The sequence below is a fragment of the Alteromonas sp. RKMC-009 genome (assembly GCF_003584565.2).
In the GTDB taxonomy this organism is placed as follows: domain Bacteria; phylum Pseudomonadota; class Gammaproteobacteria; order Enterobacterales; family Alteromonadaceae; genus Alteromonas.
On record NZ_CP031010.1, the window covers coordinates 4,318,954 to 4,335,907 of the forward strand.

Sequence of the window (16,954 nt, forward strand, 5' to 3'; positions counted from 1 at the left end):
AGATCATGACAACATCCCGAGTAATCCGTGCCCCGAGAGGCAGTGAACTGAACGCTAAAAGCTGGCTGACCGAAGCGCCCCTGCGTATGTTGATGAACAACCTGGACCCGGAAGTGGCAGAGCGTCCCGAAGATCTGGTGGTTTACGGCGGTATCGGTAAAGCAGCCAGAAACTGGGAATGCTTCGACAAGATTGTCGATACGCTTAAAAACCTGAATGACGATGAAACCCTGCTGGTGCAGTCAGGGAAGCCGGTGGGAGTGTTCCCCACCCACGAAAATGCGCCGCGGGTACTGATTGCTAATTCCAATCTTGTTCCTCACTGGGCGAACTGGGACACGTTTAACGAGCTCGATAAAAAAGGCCTCATGATGTACGGCCAGATGACTGCCGGCTCATGGATTTACATCGGCTCTCAGGGCATTGTTCAGGGCACCTATGAAACCTTCGTCGAAGCCGGCCGCCAGCATTTCAACGGTAACCTGGCAGGACGCTGGATCCTGACTGCCGGACTGGGCGGTATGGGCGGAGCACAGCCTTTAGCGGCCACCATGGCCGGCGCCTCCATGCTTGCTATTGAGTGCGATGCTACCCGCATTGATATGCGCCTGCGCACCCGCTATCTGGACGAAAAGGCAGAGACACTGGATGAAGCTCTGGCCATCCTTGAGCGGGCAAAAGAAAACGGAAAACCGGTATCAGTGGGCCTGTTGGGAAATGCAGCGGAAATACTGCCGGAAATGGTTAAGCGTGGCATTAAGCCGGATATGGTTACCGACCAGACATCAGCCCACGACCCGGTTAACGGCTACCTGCCTGCGGGATGGACGCTGGAAGAATGGCGTGAGAAACGGGTAAGCGACCCGGCAGCAGTGACTGCAGCAGCGAAAGTGTCTATGGCGGAACATGTAAAAGCGATGCTGGCTTTTGCTGAGATGGGCATCCCCACCTTTGATTATGGGAATAACATTCGTCAGGTGGCTTTGCAGGAAGGTGTAACCAATGCCTTTAACTTCCCGGGGTTTGTACCCGCTTATATTCGTCCGCGCTTTTGTGAAGGTGTAGGACCATTCCGCTGGGTTGCCCTGTCAGGCGACCCGGAAGATATTTACAAAACCGATGCCAAAGTAAAGGAGTTGCTGCCTGATGACGCTTCATTGCACAACTGGCTGGACATGGCGCAGGAGCGGATCAGCTTCCAGGGGTTACCTGCACGCATTTGCTGGGTGGGTCTTGGCGACCGTCACCGTCTCGGACTGGCGTTCAACGAAATGTACCGTAACGGCGAACTGAAAGCGCCGGTGGTTATTGGCCGTGATCACCTGGACAGCGGATCTGTGTCGAGCCCGAACCGTGAAACCGAAGCCATGATGGACGGTTCGGATGCGGTTTCCGACTGGCCGCTGCTCAATGCCATGCTGAATACAGCGGGCGGTGCCACCTGGGTATCACTGCACCATGGTGGTGGTGTGGGCATGGGCTTCAGCCAGCATTCAGGTGTTGTGATTGTGTGTGACGGTACTGAAGAAGCTGACAAGCGCATTGGCCGTGTACTCTGGAATGACCCGGCTACCGGCGTGATGCGTCATGCTGATGCAGGTTACGAACTGGCACAGAAATGTGCGCAGAAACACGACCTGAATCTGCCCATGCTTAAATAACCGGCAAGCCTTCCGTAGTGCGGAAGGCTAATTTTACAGATAGCAGCAATTTACACCCTGTTTTTTGTACAAACGCGCCTGTTGGTGGTTTAATAGGCGCACGTTTTTCTAACCAGCTTATCAAAAATGCGCGCAGTACTGTGGTCCTGGTTCAGCATCTTGATGTTTTTTGGGGTGTGCGCTGCGCCGGCTCAGGCTCAGACTACCCATCAGCTCATCAATGAAAATATTGAAACCAGCCTGACGGACAATTTTGAATTTTACTTCGAGACAGACACGCAGCTGACTATCAGTGAAGCAATCAAGCGTCGTCCAGATTTCCGTTTTTATACCGACCCGAATCCTAACTTCGGTTTTCAGTCCCGCGCATTGTGGCTGGTTACTAAATTCAACAACACCAGTAATACCCGTGACTGGGTATTCAATATCGATTTCAGCCAGTTAGATAAAGTCGATTTTTATCTGGTCAGAGGCGATGAAGTCTTAAAGCAAAGTCATCAGGGTAAGCTGCAAACCGAGCAGATATTCCGCGTACCGACCATGCGGGCTGAGCTGCCGGTGGACGCCCCGCTGGAGTTATACCTGCGGGTTGAAAGTTCCTCTTCCAGCCTGATTGTACCGTTATCTGTGGAGCCGGAAACCCGCCATAGTTTCGGCGTACAACTGGACAGTCTGTTGTGGGGATTGTTCTACGGCGGTCTGATCATTCTGGCAATATACAACTTCGCGCTGTTCTTCGGTTCCAGAGAGCCAAGCCTGGTCGCCTACGTGGGCTACATTGTGGCGGTATTGCTATGGCAATTTGTCTGGGGCGGCCATCTTCACCTGATATTCCGCGACGGCTTTGATCCTTGGTTTGCTGCACATACGGAGATGATTTTCGTCATCATCGGTATTAGCTCCGGCCTGTTCGCGGTTACCTTTCTGGAAACCAGAAAACATGCCCCGAATGCCCATCCGGTGATCATGTCCCTGCTGGTTTTGCAGGGCGTTATCGGCGCAGGCTGCCTCATCGATTTGCTGCCTCACATCTGGAAGAATAACCTGGTGTATGGCGTGGGTATGATTGCGATTTGCAGCTATATCTATGCCGGTTTTGAGGCTTACCTTAATAAGTTCAAACCCGCCCTCTATTTCATCTTCGCCTGGGGCATGCTGGCCAGCGGTGCAATCGTGGGCATTCTGAGCTTACTGAATATTTTACCTTCCAATGACTACACCACGTACTGCTTTCAGGTGGGCGTGTTCATCGAAGCCGGGTTGTTCTCTTTCGCCCTCATGGAAAAGAGTCGCAACCAGCTGGCCTCTGAGGTCAGTCAGGCAACCAATGAGCTTCGCAATAATATGGAACTCATTGAAGAGCAGAATGCCCGTCTGGACATTGCCCGCAAAGACGCTATTAAAGCCAGTAACGTAAAATCTCAGTTCCTGGCCAATATGAGCCATGAAATCCGTACACCTCTCAATGCCATTCTCGGATTCAGTAAAGAGCTCACCCATGTTGCCCTGCCGGTGGAACAACAGGAGCAGGTGCGTATCATCAACACGGCGGCGGATAACCTGCTGGGTATCGTCAATGACGTACTCGACTTCTCTAAAATTGAGGCCGGTAAGCTGCAAATTAACAATCAGCCATTCTCACCGAACCAGTTGCTGGAAGACATGGTGACGCTGATGTCTAAGTCTGCCCACTCTAAACGACTGGAATTTGTTTTTGATACCGGCCCGTTACCGGAAAAACTCATCGGCGACGTATTCAGAATCAAGCAGGTACTGAACAACCTTCTCAGTAACGCACTGAAGTTCACCTCTTCCGGCACCATCACCCTCACAGTGAGAGGCACATCCCTGCCCCACGGCATCCATGAATTACACTTCCGGATTGAAGATACCGGCATTGGTATCAGCCGTCAGGATAAGAAAAAACTGTTTAATGCTTTCTCCCAGATTGATGATGCGTTGAACCGTAGTTATCAGGGCACAGGGCTTGGCCTGGTTATCTGCCGGGAGCTGATAAAACTGATGCGCGGCACACTGGATTTAAACAGTGTTCCCGGGCTTGGCAGTGTCTTTGACATCCGTCTGCGGGCGAATCAGCTTAGTCAGAAATACAGTCTGACACCGAACGCCGAATGGATTGGAAAACGGGTTGTGGTATTCGACCCTGTGCCGGACACCCGCAGAGCCACAGCCTCCATGCTCACCGCGCTGGGAGCCAGGGTGACATCAGCAGATTCCGTAGCCTTTCTGAACATGCTGGATATACATCCTGATTTGCTGTTTGCTACTGTACCGGTTTCCCATCTGGAGAAGCGGAACACGTACCTCAGTGAACTGGTGGAGTTTCCGGCGAAGAAACGCATCCTGTGGTATTCCGGCCCGGAACCGTTCAACCAGTACCCCAGCCTGACCCAGCACTTCCATGAACAGGTAAGAATGCCTGTCACACTCACCAAACTGGAAAGCCTGCTGCATCAGAAAACAGCCCGTCGCCGCAATCCGATGCAGGATAAGATGAATAACCTGCCTAAGGCACGTATTCTGGCTGTTGATGACATGGAAATGAACCTTAAGCTGCTGCATACCTGGCTGGATCACTCGCCGGTCAGTCTGACCACGTCCATGAGCGGGCAGGATGCCGTTAACCGTTGTCAGAGCACGGAATACGATCTCATCCTGATGGATGTTCAGATGCCGGGCATGGACGGTTTGCAGGCATCAAGACTGATCCGCAAAACGGCTCTGAATATGGGTACCCCCATCATTGCAGTCACCGCCCATGCTTTCAAAGAGGAACAGGAAAGGTTGCTGGCATCAGGTATGGACGATTATCTGCCCAAGCCTATCGAAATGGGCGCGCTTCTCGATTTGATTAAGCGCTGGTGTCAGAACGCCACCCCGACAGCCATGGCTTTACCTACTCTGGACTGGCAACTGGCGGTTAAACGCACCCACCAGAACCCGGAAGCTGCACGCTCGTTACTGGGGGATTTTGTGGTGTTGCTGCCGCCCACCATTTCCACATTAAAATCGATGTGGAAAGAAAAAGACTTCGACGGTCTGAAAGCGGAAGTGCACAAACTCCACGGAGCCTGCTGTTACACCGGTGTACCGAAGTTACAGGAACTGGCTTCAGAACTGGAAATCGCGCTGAAGCTTGAGCAAAACTTCCTGATTGCAGAGCATCTGCCTGCTCTGCTGAATGAGTGCGAAATATTAATGACAGAAGCCAGACGCTTCCTGGAAGAAATGAATTACACCTTCCCCTGAGCCGGAGATTGAGGGGAAGGTGCAGGCGTCAACCTGCCTGAGTATCCATCAGCCTGTCCTGACGGGCTTGCTGGCACTGGCGCATAAAGCGGGCAAAGTCAGCGGGCTCACGGTCAATATCAGAAGCGGCAATAAACACGTCATACCCCAGCGACTGACGAAGCTGAGACATTCTGTTCGCCAGCATGGCTTTAACGCCGGTAAAGGTTTGATTGTCTGCCGTGGTGTAATGTTTATCATCAAACATTTCCTGCTCAAAACAGGCACCGGTTTTACAGTTTTGTTCATCTCTGTGAAGCAGCAACGGACGTTGCTCCATCAGTAAATGGGTGGCCAGCCGGGGCGAAACATGATTTAAGAACGCACCGTAGTCTTTAATCCGGAAACCTACCGCTTCAAGCTCCACCTGTTCTAAACCCTGCTGCACCCGCGGGCAGTCTATACGCTGCACGTTATCCCACTGTAACAGCCAGTTGCCCAACCGGTGATGATAACGGATTTCCTGCGGAGAAATTTCGATACTGAACTGAGGCTCTCTTACTTTGAACCAGCCGATGAGCAGCGATACAATCGACGCACTGGTCAGGAAAATAGCAGCCAGAAACAGCCAGTCCGGCAGAAACTTCATCCATATTGCCGACATTATCAGTCCGGCCACACCCAGCACCAATGCAGTGATGCCGTTACCCTTTGACGTTGCCCTGACATAAATAGGGTCAGAATCAGTTCCAGACATAAAAATACACCACAAATACGATAACCGCCCAGATGAATATCATACGCAGACGCCGGCATTGCGGACAGTCAGTCCGCCACCATGAACGGGATGGTTTGTTTGCCTGCGGTCGCTTTGTCACATTCATCCGGTGATTATCTGAAGAAAGTTTGATTTTACCCCGGTCTGCGCAGAAAAACTCATAAACCTATTTAAGGTTCTTATCTCTACACATCGCCGGCTTTTTGATAAACTGTTCAGGTTTATTTTGTTTGTTGAGAGCACTATGTCACAGTTTACCGGCAACCATATCCTTTCGGTCAATCAATTCGATCGTGATGCCATCGAGAAAGTCTTTTCTGTGGCCCATTCCATGGAGCCTTATGCAAAGCGTCAAAAGCGCACTACGGTGCTGGACGGCGCCATCCTGGGCAACTTATTTTTCGAACCCAGCACACGTACACGGGTAAGTTTCGGGACTGCCTTTAATCTGCTTGGCGGGGAAGTGCGGGAAACCACCGGCATGAGTAACTCTGCGCTGGCGAAAGGTGAATCGCTTTACGACACGGCCCGTGTATTAAGTGGCTATTCCGATATTATTGCCATGCGTCATCCGCAGGCGGGTTCAGTAAGCGAATTTGCTGATGGCAGCCGTGTACCGGTTATCAACGGCGGTGACGGCGCAAACGAACACCCGACTCAGGCATTACTGGACTTATTCACCATTAAGCGTGAGCTGGAATACAACGGTAAAGGCATTGACGGACTCCACATCGCCATGATTGGTGATCTCCGTTATGGCCGTACCGTACACTCCTTGTCGAAACTTCTGTGTTTGTATAAGGATATCCACTTTACACTTATCGCACCTGCAGAGCTGGCCATGCCGGACTACATTGTCTCTGCCATTGAAGATGCCGGTCACAAACTGACTGTCTCTGAGCATATCGACGGCACGGTAGATGCGGACATCTGTTATCAGACACGCATTCAGGAAGAACGCTTCCCTTCTCAGGAAGAAGCCAATAAATACCGTGGCCGCTTCCGCCTCAACCAGTCTATTTACACTAAACATTTCCAGTCAAAAACGGTGATCATGCATCCACTTCCGCGGGATTCCCGTATGGAAGCTAATGAGCTGGATAACGATTTGAATACCAACCCGAACCTGGCCATCTTCCGGCAGACCGATAACGGCGTGCTGGTAAGAATGGCACTCTTCGCGCTGACACTGGGCGTTGAAGATCTGGTCGCGAAATATGAACGCGACGTGGTTTGGTACACTAACAAGAGCCAATAAGCATTATGTCAAAATCTGAAGTCCTCTTTGCCCGCGCGCAAAAAACGATTCCCGGTGGCGTAAACTCCCCGGTCCGTGCCTTTAAAGCGGTAGGCGGCACACCCCGTTTCATCACTAAAGCTGACGGCGCTTACATCTGGGATGCTGACGACAATCAGTACATTGATTACGTGCAGTCCTGGGGCCCCATGGTACTGGGTCATAACAACGATAAAATCCGTGAAGCCGTTATCAGCGCTGCACAAAACGGATTAAGTTTTGGTGCGCCTACAGAATCAGAAATTATCATGGCCGAGATGGTCAGCAGCATGGTGCCGTCAATGGAAATGGTACGCATGGTAAATTCAGGGACCGAAGCAACCATGTCGGCAATCCGGCTGGCCCGTGGCTATACCGGCCGCAACAAGCTGGTTAAATTTGAAGGCTGTTACCACGGTCATGCTGATTCACTGCTGGTTAAAGCCGGTTCCGGCGCACTGACACTGGGTGTACCGAGTTCACCGGGTGTGCCTGCGGATGTGGCGCAGCATACGCTGACGGTGGAATACAACAACCTTGAAAGCGTTGAAGAAGTCTTCCGTGAACACGGCGATGACATCGCCTGCATCATCGTTGAACCGGTTGCCGGCAACATGAACTGTATTCCGCCTGTAGAAGGATTCCTTGAAGGCTTACGTAAGATCTGTGATGACCACGGCAGTGTACTGATTTTCGATGAAGTGATGACTGGCTTCCGTGTCGCCAAAGGCGGTGCACAGGCAAGATACAACATCAAGCCGGACCTTACATGTCTGGGTAAAGTGATTGGTGGCGGTATGCCGGTGGGCGCATTCGGTGGCCGCCGGGACATAATTGAACATATCGCCCCTACCGGCCCGGTTTACCAGGCAGGGACTTTATCAGGTAATCCGGTAGCCATGGCAGCTGGCCTTGCTGCACTGGCTCAACTTGATGATGACGCCATGTATGAAGGGATTTTCGCACAAACTCAGGCACTGGCAGACGGTTTTCAGGCTCTGGCGGATAAACACGGCATCCCTATGACCACCAACGTTGCCGGCAGCATGTTCGGCTTGTTCTTCACCGGTATAGACCGCGTGACGAACTACCAGCAGGCCATCAACTGCAACCAGGAACAATTCCGGGTGTTCTATCACGGCATGCTGGACAACGGTGTTTACCTGGCACCGGCATCTTATGAAGCAGGGTTTGTGTCAAAAATGCATACTGCAGACGTAGTTGATAAAACACTCAGCATTGCTGATAAAGTGTTAGGCTCTCTGTAGTGTTGGATATGTGGTGACACCATGACGTTAAGCTGGCTACTCATTTATGGTCTTATCGCTGTGGGCGGTGTTGCTGCATATTTCCTGTTCAGACAGTCTGCACAAATCCGCGAACTGAAGGCTGAACTCGACAGAACACACCCGAAGAAAACGCCGGTTTCTGATACCCCTGACGGCCGCGAAGCCAGTTACATCGAAAAAGCCAATGAAGCGATGCAACTGAGTAAAACCTTCCAGAAATTCGTCCCCCGTCAGTTCGTTGAACACTTTGCCAAACATGGCAGCGGAGCCACACTGGAACTGGGACATGCAGACGAGGATGAAGTGGCTATCCTGTTTTGTGATATCCGCGGCTTCACCGGCTTGTCAGAGCATCTCAGCCCGCAGGAACTCATGGGCTTCCTGAATTCCTATTTCCTGCGCATGAATGATCCTATTCACCAGAATCGTGGATTTATCGACAAGTTTATTGGCGACGCCATTATGGCGCTGTTCGACCACCCGGGCGGCACCGCCAAAGATAAAGCCCGCGACGCCCTTCAGGCTGCTATCGATTTACGTAAAGCACTGGTGATGTACAACTCTCACAGGGATAACTGTGAATATCTGCCCATTAATATCGGGATCGGTATTCATTTCGGGCCGGTGATCATTGGTACTATCGGTTCAGATGACCGTATGGACACCACGGTACTCGGCGACAGTGTGAATATTGCTTACAGACTTGAGTCTCTGACCAAAAAATACAATGCAGACATTATTGTCAGCGCACAAACCCTGGAAACGGTAGGCGCGGGCTATCCGGTTAAAACCCGTTTACTTGACTGGGTTAAAGTGAAAGGCCGGCAAAGTGCCATTGAAGTGTATGAAGTGCTCGACCATCTGAGTGAGGAAGAACAGAAAGCCAGGCTCTCTGTACAAACACAAATCACCGCCGGACTGGCCTGTCGTATGCGCAGGGAGTGGGACGACGCCATTGCTCACTTCATGAAAGCCAGAGATATCAATCCACAGGACCAACTGCCTCAGCATCACATTGATGTGTGCCTGCAATACCGCAATCTAACGCTCAGTGAAGACTGGGACGGTGCGTTGAAGCTGCACCACTAGCTGTTATTTTTTTGCGTGCTCGCGGATAAAGTTAACCGGCGGCGCAAAGAAAGATGCCCCGGTTTCCGCACTGGTGTAATCCAGCCAGCGGTCATAATCACCGTCTCCGGTTCCGAAAACCTGGCTGTGCAACATAGACTTGAAAGGCCGTGCACTGGCTGAACAGCTTACAAAGAAAAGTCCCTGAGTTGTCAGATCTCCGTAAGGCATTCCCTGTTTGATTAACCCCGGTAAATCATCATCAGGCCCTTTCGCCGACGCGCGGATACAATGAGACATGGGGTTTTGCTCCTGACTCACCAGGTTGTGTTCCCGGGTCAGACCGATAATTTGTTCCTGCTGACGGGCAGTAAGACTTTCCCAGCGTCGCAAATCGTGACGGTAACGTTGCACATGCACGTAACTGCCGCCGTTAAAAGCCAGTTCGTCGTTATCGATAATACCGGTTTTGCGTCGCTGCATTCCCCGCGGATTATCCGGCGCATAGATAAAACCATTCAGATCACGGCCATCGAGATAACGGAAGCCTCTTACCTGTTCCACCAGCTCAACATGCAGTCTGAGCAATTCCATCACTTCCATACCTACCGCATGACAGATATCAGCACGGTCAGCACGTATTTGAATAAACAGGTCGCAGGGCGTGGAAGGGGCAGTGCGATCTTCACACTGCATATCCGGAAACGGAGCCAGTTCAGTAGGAATAAAGCCCGGATACAATTCAGACCAGAAACCGGCACCGATGGCAATCATGCCGGTGAGCATGGCTTCATAGTGCTCGTTTTCGTAAAAATCGAATATATCCAACACGCGGGCAAGCTTTCCCCTCACCGTTTCTGCATCGTCATCCACGACATTCAGCAATAAATATTGCGCATGCAGATTCGGTTCGGCGCACACCCCTTTTTGAGGTTGACTCATGACATCCTTCCGTTTGCCCGCTGATTATTGATTTATGGGCATTTTCCCGGGCCAGTAACTAATAGTGTGGCTCAATACCCCGCGGCTTGTCCATCTTTTCGGCTTTCAGAGGCACCGAAATACACACCCCGCTGACTATCCAGCATAATTGCCTGATAACCGCCGTAGATCCCGACGGCTGGTTGCAGAGTGTGACCTCTCTCCATCAGTTCACGTTTAACCGTTTCACTGAAGCCTGATTCAAGATGTACCTGACCGCCATCCAGCATGAGATGTCCGGTAGGGCTGCTGGAACCGGAATGTAATATACGGGGCGCGTCACCGGCTTCCTGTAAGTTCATGCCAAAATCAATCAGGTCGACAATGATTTGTGCATGCATTTGTGGCTGGGTGGCACCGCCCATTACACCAAAGCTTAACCACGGCTTACCATTGCGGGTAACGAAGGCAGGAATAATCGTGTGGAAAGGACGCTTGCCCAGTGCATACTCATTCGCGTGTCCTTCCTGCATGGTGAACAGCTCCCCCCGGTTCTGCAGCACAAAGCCCAGTTCCGGCGGCGTCATGCCTGAGCCCATACCACGGTAGTTACTCTGGATCAGAGACACCATGTTGCCGTCTTTATCGGCGACAGTCAGATACACGGTATCACCTTCGTACACACCGGCATCATAGCGTTTGGCCGCTTTTTCCGGATTGATAAGTTGCTGCCGCTCTGCGGCGTAGTCTTTAGACACCAGCCAGTCTACGGGCACTGAAGTAAATGCCATATCTGCATAGAATTTTGCGCGGTCTTCAAATGCCAGCTTTTTCGCTTCAACAAAAGTGTGAATGTAGTCTGCTGAGCCGAATCCCATCCCTTCAATATCGTAACGCTCAAGAATATTCAGGATTTGCAGAGCAGCAATGCCCTGTCCGTTAGGGGGTAATTCCCATACATCGTAACCCCGGTAATTCGCGGATACCGGTTCGACCCACTCTGACGTATGGCTGGCCAGATCATCTAAGGTAAGGTAACCGCCCTGCTCTTTCATGTAGGCAGCGATTGTCCGCGCAATATCGCCTTTATAAAAGGCATCTCTGCCGCCGGTGGCGATTTTTTCGTAGGTGGCAGCCAGTCCGGGATTTTTAAACACATCCCCTTTTTTCGGTACTTTACCGCCTGGCATAAAGGTTTCAGCAAATCCGTCATATTGACCAATCCGGTCGGCATTCATTTGCAGGTAATACGCAATGAGTTCAGAAACCGGAAAACCATTACGGGCATATTCAATAGACGGGGTTAAAATGGCAGTAACAGGCAGAGAGCCGAACTTGCTGTGCAGCTCAAACCAGCCATCCACAGCACCGGGAACCGATACCGGCAACGGCCCAAATGAGGGCACTTTATTGAGCCCTTTTTCTGCAAACACGGCTTTGGTCAGGGTACGGGGTGAGCGGCCGGACGCATTCAGACCATACAGTTTCTTCTCTTCTGCACTCCACACGATAGCAAACAGATCACCGCCGATACCGCTTCCGGTGGGCTCAACCAGACCGAGCATAGCATTTGCTGCAATCGCTGCGTCGATGGCATTGCCACCCTGCTTAAGAATATCCAGCCCCACCTGGGTCGCCAGAGGCTGACTGGTGGCTACCATCCCGTGCTGTGCAATGACCTCGGAACGGCTGGCAAACATTTCACCGGTGATCCGGTCGTAAGAAGAAACATTTGTACTGAAAACTATCACTGCAATCAGAACATATTTTACCAACACTTTTTTCATACGTGATTCCCTATTGCCTGTTTCTCCTGAATCTGAATGTAAATATTACTTACACCGTGTAATGCTAATCGTCGATAAATGCACCGCCACCATTAACTATATGTAATTTATGTAAAAATTAAAAGGAACTAATCTTGCTGTGAATGATTTCAATCTTAAAAACGTGTATGTGAAATTTTGCGGTTTTCACCATACCCCCAACAGGGATTAATTATGGCTGAGTCATTTAAATATTCTGGAAATAAAGGTCGTGGTGGAGAGTTACACCAAAAAGCAGATGGTAAATATCCCGCTATGACTACCGCTCAAGGTTGTCCGGTGCATGATGATCAGAACTCTTTACGTGCAGGTGCGAGAGGTCCGACCCTCATGGAAGACCACATCATGAGAGAGAAAATTTTTCATTTTGATCATGAGAGAATTCCTGAACGTGTAGTACATGCTCGCGGATACGGAGCACATGGGTATTTCGAAACTTATGATGCTATTCCTGAACTTACATGTGCGGATCTGTTCCAGCGCAAGGGTGAAAAAACACCATTGTTCGCCAGATTTTCTACGGTTGCCGGCAATAAAGGGTCACCAGATTTAGCGAGGGATGTGAGAGGGTTTGCTGTAAAGTTTTACACTCAGGAAGGCAATTGGGATTTAGTCGGAAATAATATTCCGGTCTTTTTCATTCAGGATGCGATTAAATTTCCTGATCTGGTCCACTCAGCTAAGCAGGAGCCTGACAGAGGCTTCCCTCAGGCCCAGACTGCTCATGATAATTTTTGGGATTTTGCAAGCTTAACTCCTGAAGCCACGCACATGTTGATGTGGGCCATGTCCGACCGTGCCATCCCCCGATCACTGCGTTTTATGGAAGGTTTTGGCGTCCATACCTTCAAATTCATAAACGATAAAGGTGAGATGAAATTTGTTAAATTTCACTGGAAACCGTTGGCGGGTATGCAATCAGTAGTTTGGAATGAAGCATTGAAAATCAATGGCGCAGACCCAGATTTCCACCGTCGCGATCTGTGGAATGCTATTCAAAACGGTGACTATCCGGAATGGGAATTAGGTGTCCAGGTCTTTGACGAGGAATTCGCTGAAAAGTTTGAATTCGACGTGCTCGATGCCACTAAGCTGATTCCTGAAGAACAGGTGCCTGTAAAAATTATAGGTAAGATGGTTCTAGACAGGGTTGTAGATAATTTTTTTGCAGAAACTGAACAAGTAGCATTTTGTACTCAAAATATTGTTCCGGGCATTGATTTTACGAACGATCCACTGTTGCAGGGCCGCAACTTTTCCTATCTTGACACTCAGTTGAAGCGTCTGGGCTCAACCAACTTCACGCATTTACCCATCAACGCCCCCAAATGCCCTTTCAGACATTTCCAACAAGATGGTCACATGGCCATGCATAACCCGAAAGGGAGGGTTAATTACGAACCAAATTCGTGGGAGGCGAGTGATTCTAATCCGAGGGAGTGTCCCGCTCATGGATTTAAATCTCACAGCGAACCTGTTAGCGGCGAAAAGCTGCGCTATCGCTCTGAAACTTTTGCTGACCATTACAGTCAGGCAAGGCAGTTTTTTATCAGCCAGTCCGAAACAGAACAAGAGCATATGCGCGATGCTTTTGTATTTGAACTTTCAAAAGTAGAACACTTACCTATCAGAGAAAGGGTCGTCAGTCATCTCCTGAATGTAGATAAGGATTTTGCTCGACAAGTCGCTGACGGCTTAGGATTCCATGAAATGCCTGCTCCGGCAGAGGCTGCCATGCCAACCAGGGAAGATTTACCAGCCTCCGATGCCCTTAGTATCCTGAAAAATGCTCCGGGCACATTCAAGGGCAGAAAACTAGGCATCCTTGTGACTGACGGCTTTGATGAAGATATTTTGAAAGGCATTTCGAAAGCACTGAAAAAAGAGGGTGCTATGCACGAAATAATAGCAATGAAAGTCGGTGGTGCAAAAAGTAGTGCGGGAAACTGGATAGAAGCCCAACAAAAAATAGATGGCGGCCCATCGGTGATTTACGATGCCGTTGCAATTCTTACATCAAAAGATTCGGTTGAGATGCTGGTGAATAAGCCTGAAGCCCGCGATTTCCTTTCCGACGCCCATGCACACATGAAATTTATTGCATATACAGGCGCTGCTGATCCTTTAATTGAAGCTTGTGGTCTGAAAAATGCAACGGATGACGGGTGGATCGATCTTGGTAAGGAAAAGCCTGCTAATTTTGTTAAGACGCTGGGTGCGTTGAGATTCTGGGAAAGGTAAGGCGATGGCGGTAACGTTCGCATTCAGGAACGTTACCTCAATTTTTATTTCGATTAACAGTAAGAGACAGCGATATGAAAACTCCATTTAGTGTTGTGACTATTGTTAAAGGCCGCAAGGAACAGTTAAGTAACTTAATTAAAAGTATTGAAAGAGCTTCATATTTACCTCAGGAAATGGTAATCGTCTGGATGGCCCCTCCCAGCGATGACTCTCTCATCTGCAGTGACTTTTTTCCAATAATTCACCGGTTTGCAGCCAGCGAACCTTTGCCTATACCGAAAGCCCGTAATCGCGGTTTTGAAAGTTGTAAGACAGACAAATTTATTTATCTCGACGTAGATTGTATATGTCCTGAGACGTTACTGGAAGAAATGACCGGAATGCTCTCCACAGGCAAAGTTGTTACTGCAAATGTAACTCATTTATCTGAGCAGGTAAGTGATATTGAAGAGGTTTACCTACAGCAACAGGTAACACCCAAAATTACTGCGCCGGAGAGAGTCCCTTTCGTCAGTTTTGATACTACCATCTTCGGCATTACCCGCCGCGATTTTGAACGCGTTGGTGGTTTTGATCTTGATTATAACGGCTTTGGAATTGGTGACATGGACTTCGCTACCCGTTGCAGCCAGGCGGGCCTCTACCTGTTAAACACTGGTCGGCACGTTTATAAGCAATTTCATGTTCACTACAATCCGCCAGTCAATCACTTATGTGACATCGTCGCGAATGCCGAAGTATTTCGCCAAAAGTGGGGGGCATATCCCTCCAGTGAGATTTTCACTCAGTTTGTGAAGCTAGGGCTTATTAACGAGGATTTCGAAAAAGTCGGCATGCGGGTAATTAAACTTCTGTCGGACGAAGAATTGTCAACTTATCTGGTGAACGAACCAAAGAGTCCTGAACACGCAAATACTTACCGACAATCAGCTTAGATAAGTAATTATATTCAACAGGGAGCCAACATACTGTTGCCTCCCTATTGATGAAAAAACCTCAATGATTTATGGAATATTCAACTACGGAATAGAATAAATTATTCATCCGTCAGAGGAGTATCTTCTGTAATCGGTACAGCGTTGACGTCGGTATCCAGCGCTTCCACTGCTTTTCGGACACCTGCAGCATAGTCAGGATGTACTTTTTCAAGAACAGCGTACCAGCGCTCTTTTACGCCGTTTGAACATGGCCCTATCGCGGCAGCATAGTTCTTGTACAACCTTTCTTTCTGCTCGTCAGAGAACATGTTATAAAGGGCTCGTGGCTGCACGTAATCAATGTCCGATTCTTCCTGATAGTAGCGGTCAGCATCGCCATCGATGCGCAGCGGTGGTTCCGGGTTCTTAATTTGAGCCACCGGACCGTTGTGCTGGTTTGGCTCGTAATAGGCGTCAGGATTACCAAAATCATTGGTAAAGAAGCGCATCGCACCGTCTTTATGATAATGGTTCAACTCCGCTTTCTTCGGCGCATTAGCCGGTAAGGCTTCATAGTGAGTTCCCAAACGATAACGGTGAGCATCTGCATATGAGAACACCCGGGCCTGCAGCATCTTGTCAGGACTGAAGCCGATACCGGGCACCACGTTTGACGGGCTGTAGGCTGCATTCTCAATCATCTGGAAGTAGTTTTCAGGCACGGTGTGCATTTCCAGTTCGCCCACTTCAATCAGAGGGAAATCACCATGAGGCCACACTTTGGTGAGGTCGAAAGGATTATAAGCCTGCTTCCCTGCCTCTTCTTCAGGCATGACCTGAATGTACAGAGTCCATTTAGGATATTTGCCGTCTTCGATGGCATTGATTAAGTCTTCCTGATAAGACTCGCGGGTTTTACCTATGATCTCTTCAGCCTCATCATTGGTGTAATGTTCATGCCCCTGCTGTGTTTTAAAGTGGAATTTCACCCAGAAACGCTCGCCTTTGGCATTCCACATACTGAAAGTGTGTGAGCCGTAGCCGTTCATGTACATAGGGTTCTTAGGAATACCACGATCAGACATCAGAATGGTGACCTGATGCACAGACTCAGGTTGTCCGGCCCAGAAATCAAACATCGCTTCCGGGCTGCGAAGATTTGTTTTCGGATGGCGCTTTTGAGTACGGATAAAATCCGGAAACTTAAACGCGTCGCGGATAAAGAAGATAGGGGTATTGTTACCCACCATATCCCAGTTACCTTCTTCGGTGTAAAATTTAAGACTGAAACCGCGTACATCACGCTCGGTGTCAGCAGCGCCTGATTCCCCCGCAACGGTAGACCAGCGACTCAGCACGTCGGTCTTTTTGCCAATCTCAGAGAACAGGTCGGCACAGGTATACCGGGTAATGTCGTGGGTCACTGTAAATGTACCCTGCAAACCCCAGCCTTTGGCATGCACCGTACGCTCAGGAATACGCTCCCTGTTCTGGTGTGCCAGCTTTTCAACAAGCTGATAATCTGTCAGCAGAACCGGACCTCTTGCGCCCGCTGTTTTGCTGGTTTCGTTAGATTCGACGGGCGCGCCCGCGCTGGTGGTGAGAGTTGTTTTTTTGCTCATAACGGTCTCCTTAGCTTTACTGAGTATCCACTATAACTACACCCGTCATGTAAAAAGTGCTTAATCTATTTTTTAAAAGATGTTAATTATTTATTTCTATCAA

At 49.7% G+C, this 16,954-nt stretch carries 11 protein-coding genes; 7 read left to right on the forward strand and 4 right to left on the reverse strand.

Annotation, left to right across the window (positions count from 1 at the left end; genetic code table 11):
- Positions 1-5 precede the first annotated feature (5 nt).
- Positions 6-1,661 (forward strand): urocanate hydratase, encoded by a 1,656-nt coding sequence (gene hutU, locus DS731_RS18915; protein WP_119502777.1) that lies wholly within the window; start codon positions 6-8, stop codon positions 1,659-1,661.
- 162 nt (positions 1,662-1,823) lie between these two features.
- Entirely contained in the window at positions 1,824-4,931 is a 3,108-nt protein-coding gene (locus DS731_RS18920; RefSeq protein WP_442858469.1) for a 7TM diverse intracellular signaling domain-containing protein, read from the forward strand.
- A 28-nt stretch (positions 4,932-4,959) separates the two neighbouring features.
- Here DS731_RS18920 and DS731_RS18925 read toward each other — a convergent pair whose 3' ends face one another.
- Positions 4,960-5,667, reverse strand: a complete 708-nt coding sequence (locus DS731_RS18925) for a DUF2982 domain-containing protein (protein ID WP_119502779.1) — start codon at positions 5,665-5,667, stop codon at positions 4,960-4,962.
- 265 nt (positions 5,668-5,932) lie between these two features.
- On the opposite strand from DS731_RS18925, the gene DS731_RS18930 reads away from it, so the two are divergent.
- Genes DS731_RS18930 through DS731_RS18940 form a run of 3 tightly spaced genes read left to right on the forward strand, consistent with a single transcriptional unit; the run spans position 5,933 to position 9,342 of the window.
- Complete coding sequence (locus DS731_RS18930; protein ID WP_119502780.1) at positions 5,933-6,946, forward strand: aspartate carbamoyltransferase; 1,014 nt, start codon at positions 5,933-5,935, stop codon at positions 6,944-6,946.
- 5 nt (positions 6,947-6,951) lie between these two features.
- Complete coding sequence (gene hemL, locus DS731_RS18935) at positions 6,952-8,232, forward strand: glutamate-1-semialdehyde 2,1-aminomutase (RefSeq protein ID WP_119502781.1); 1,281 nt, start codon at positions 6,952-6,954, stop codon at positions 8,230-8,232.
- A 21-nt stretch (positions 8,233-8,253) separates the two neighbouring features.
- Positions 8,254-9,342 (forward strand): adenylate/guanylate cyclase domain-containing protein, encoded by a 1,089-nt coding sequence (locus DS731_RS18940; protein WP_119502782.1) that lies wholly within the window; start codon positions 8,254-8,256, stop codon positions 9,340-9,342.
- Between the two features lie 3 nt (positions 9,343-9,345).
- On the opposite strand, the gene DS731_RS18945 is transcribed toward DS731_RS18940, so the two are convergent.
- Both DS731_RS18945 and ggt read right to left on the reverse strand, forming a co-directional pair.
- Entirely contained in the window at positions 9,346-10,263 is a 918-nt protein-coding gene (locus DS731_RS18945; RefSeq protein WP_119502783.1) for a Dyp-type peroxidase, read from the reverse strand.
- Positions 10,264-10,334: 71 nt separating this feature from the next.
- Positions 10,335-12,029 carry a gamma-glutamyltransferase gene (ggt, locus tag DS731_RS18950; RefSeq protein WP_119502784.1) on the reverse strand — a complete coding sequence of 565 codons (1,695 nt, stop codon included), beginning with the start codon at positions 12,027-12,029 and terminating at the stop codon, positions 10,335-10,337.
- A 213-nt stretch (positions 12,030-12,242) separates the two neighbouring features.
- On the opposite strand from ggt, the gene DS731_RS18955 reads away from it, so the two are divergent.
- Positions 12,243-14,309 (forward strand): catalase, encoded by a 2,067-nt coding sequence (locus DS731_RS18955; RefSeq protein WP_119502785.1) that lies wholly within the window; start codon positions 12,243-12,245, stop codon positions 14,307-14,309.
- Positions 14,310-14,383: 74 nt separating this feature from the next.
- Positions 14,384-15,247, forward strand: coding sequence for a glycosyltransferase family 2 protein (locus tag DS731_RS18960; RefSeq protein WP_119502786.1), 864 nt, complete (start codon positions 14,384-14,386; stop codon positions 15,245-15,247).
- Between the two features lie 101 nt (positions 15,248-15,348).
- Here DS731_RS18960 and DS731_RS18965 read toward each other — a convergent pair whose 3' ends face one another.
- Positions 15,349-16,851 carry a catalase gene (locus tag DS731_RS18965; RefSeq protein ID WP_119502787.1) on the reverse strand — a complete coding sequence of 501 codons (1,503 nt, stop codon included), beginning with the start codon at positions 16,849-16,851 and terminating at the stop codon, positions 15,349-15,351.
- Positions 16,852-16,954: the final 103 nt, after the last annotated feature.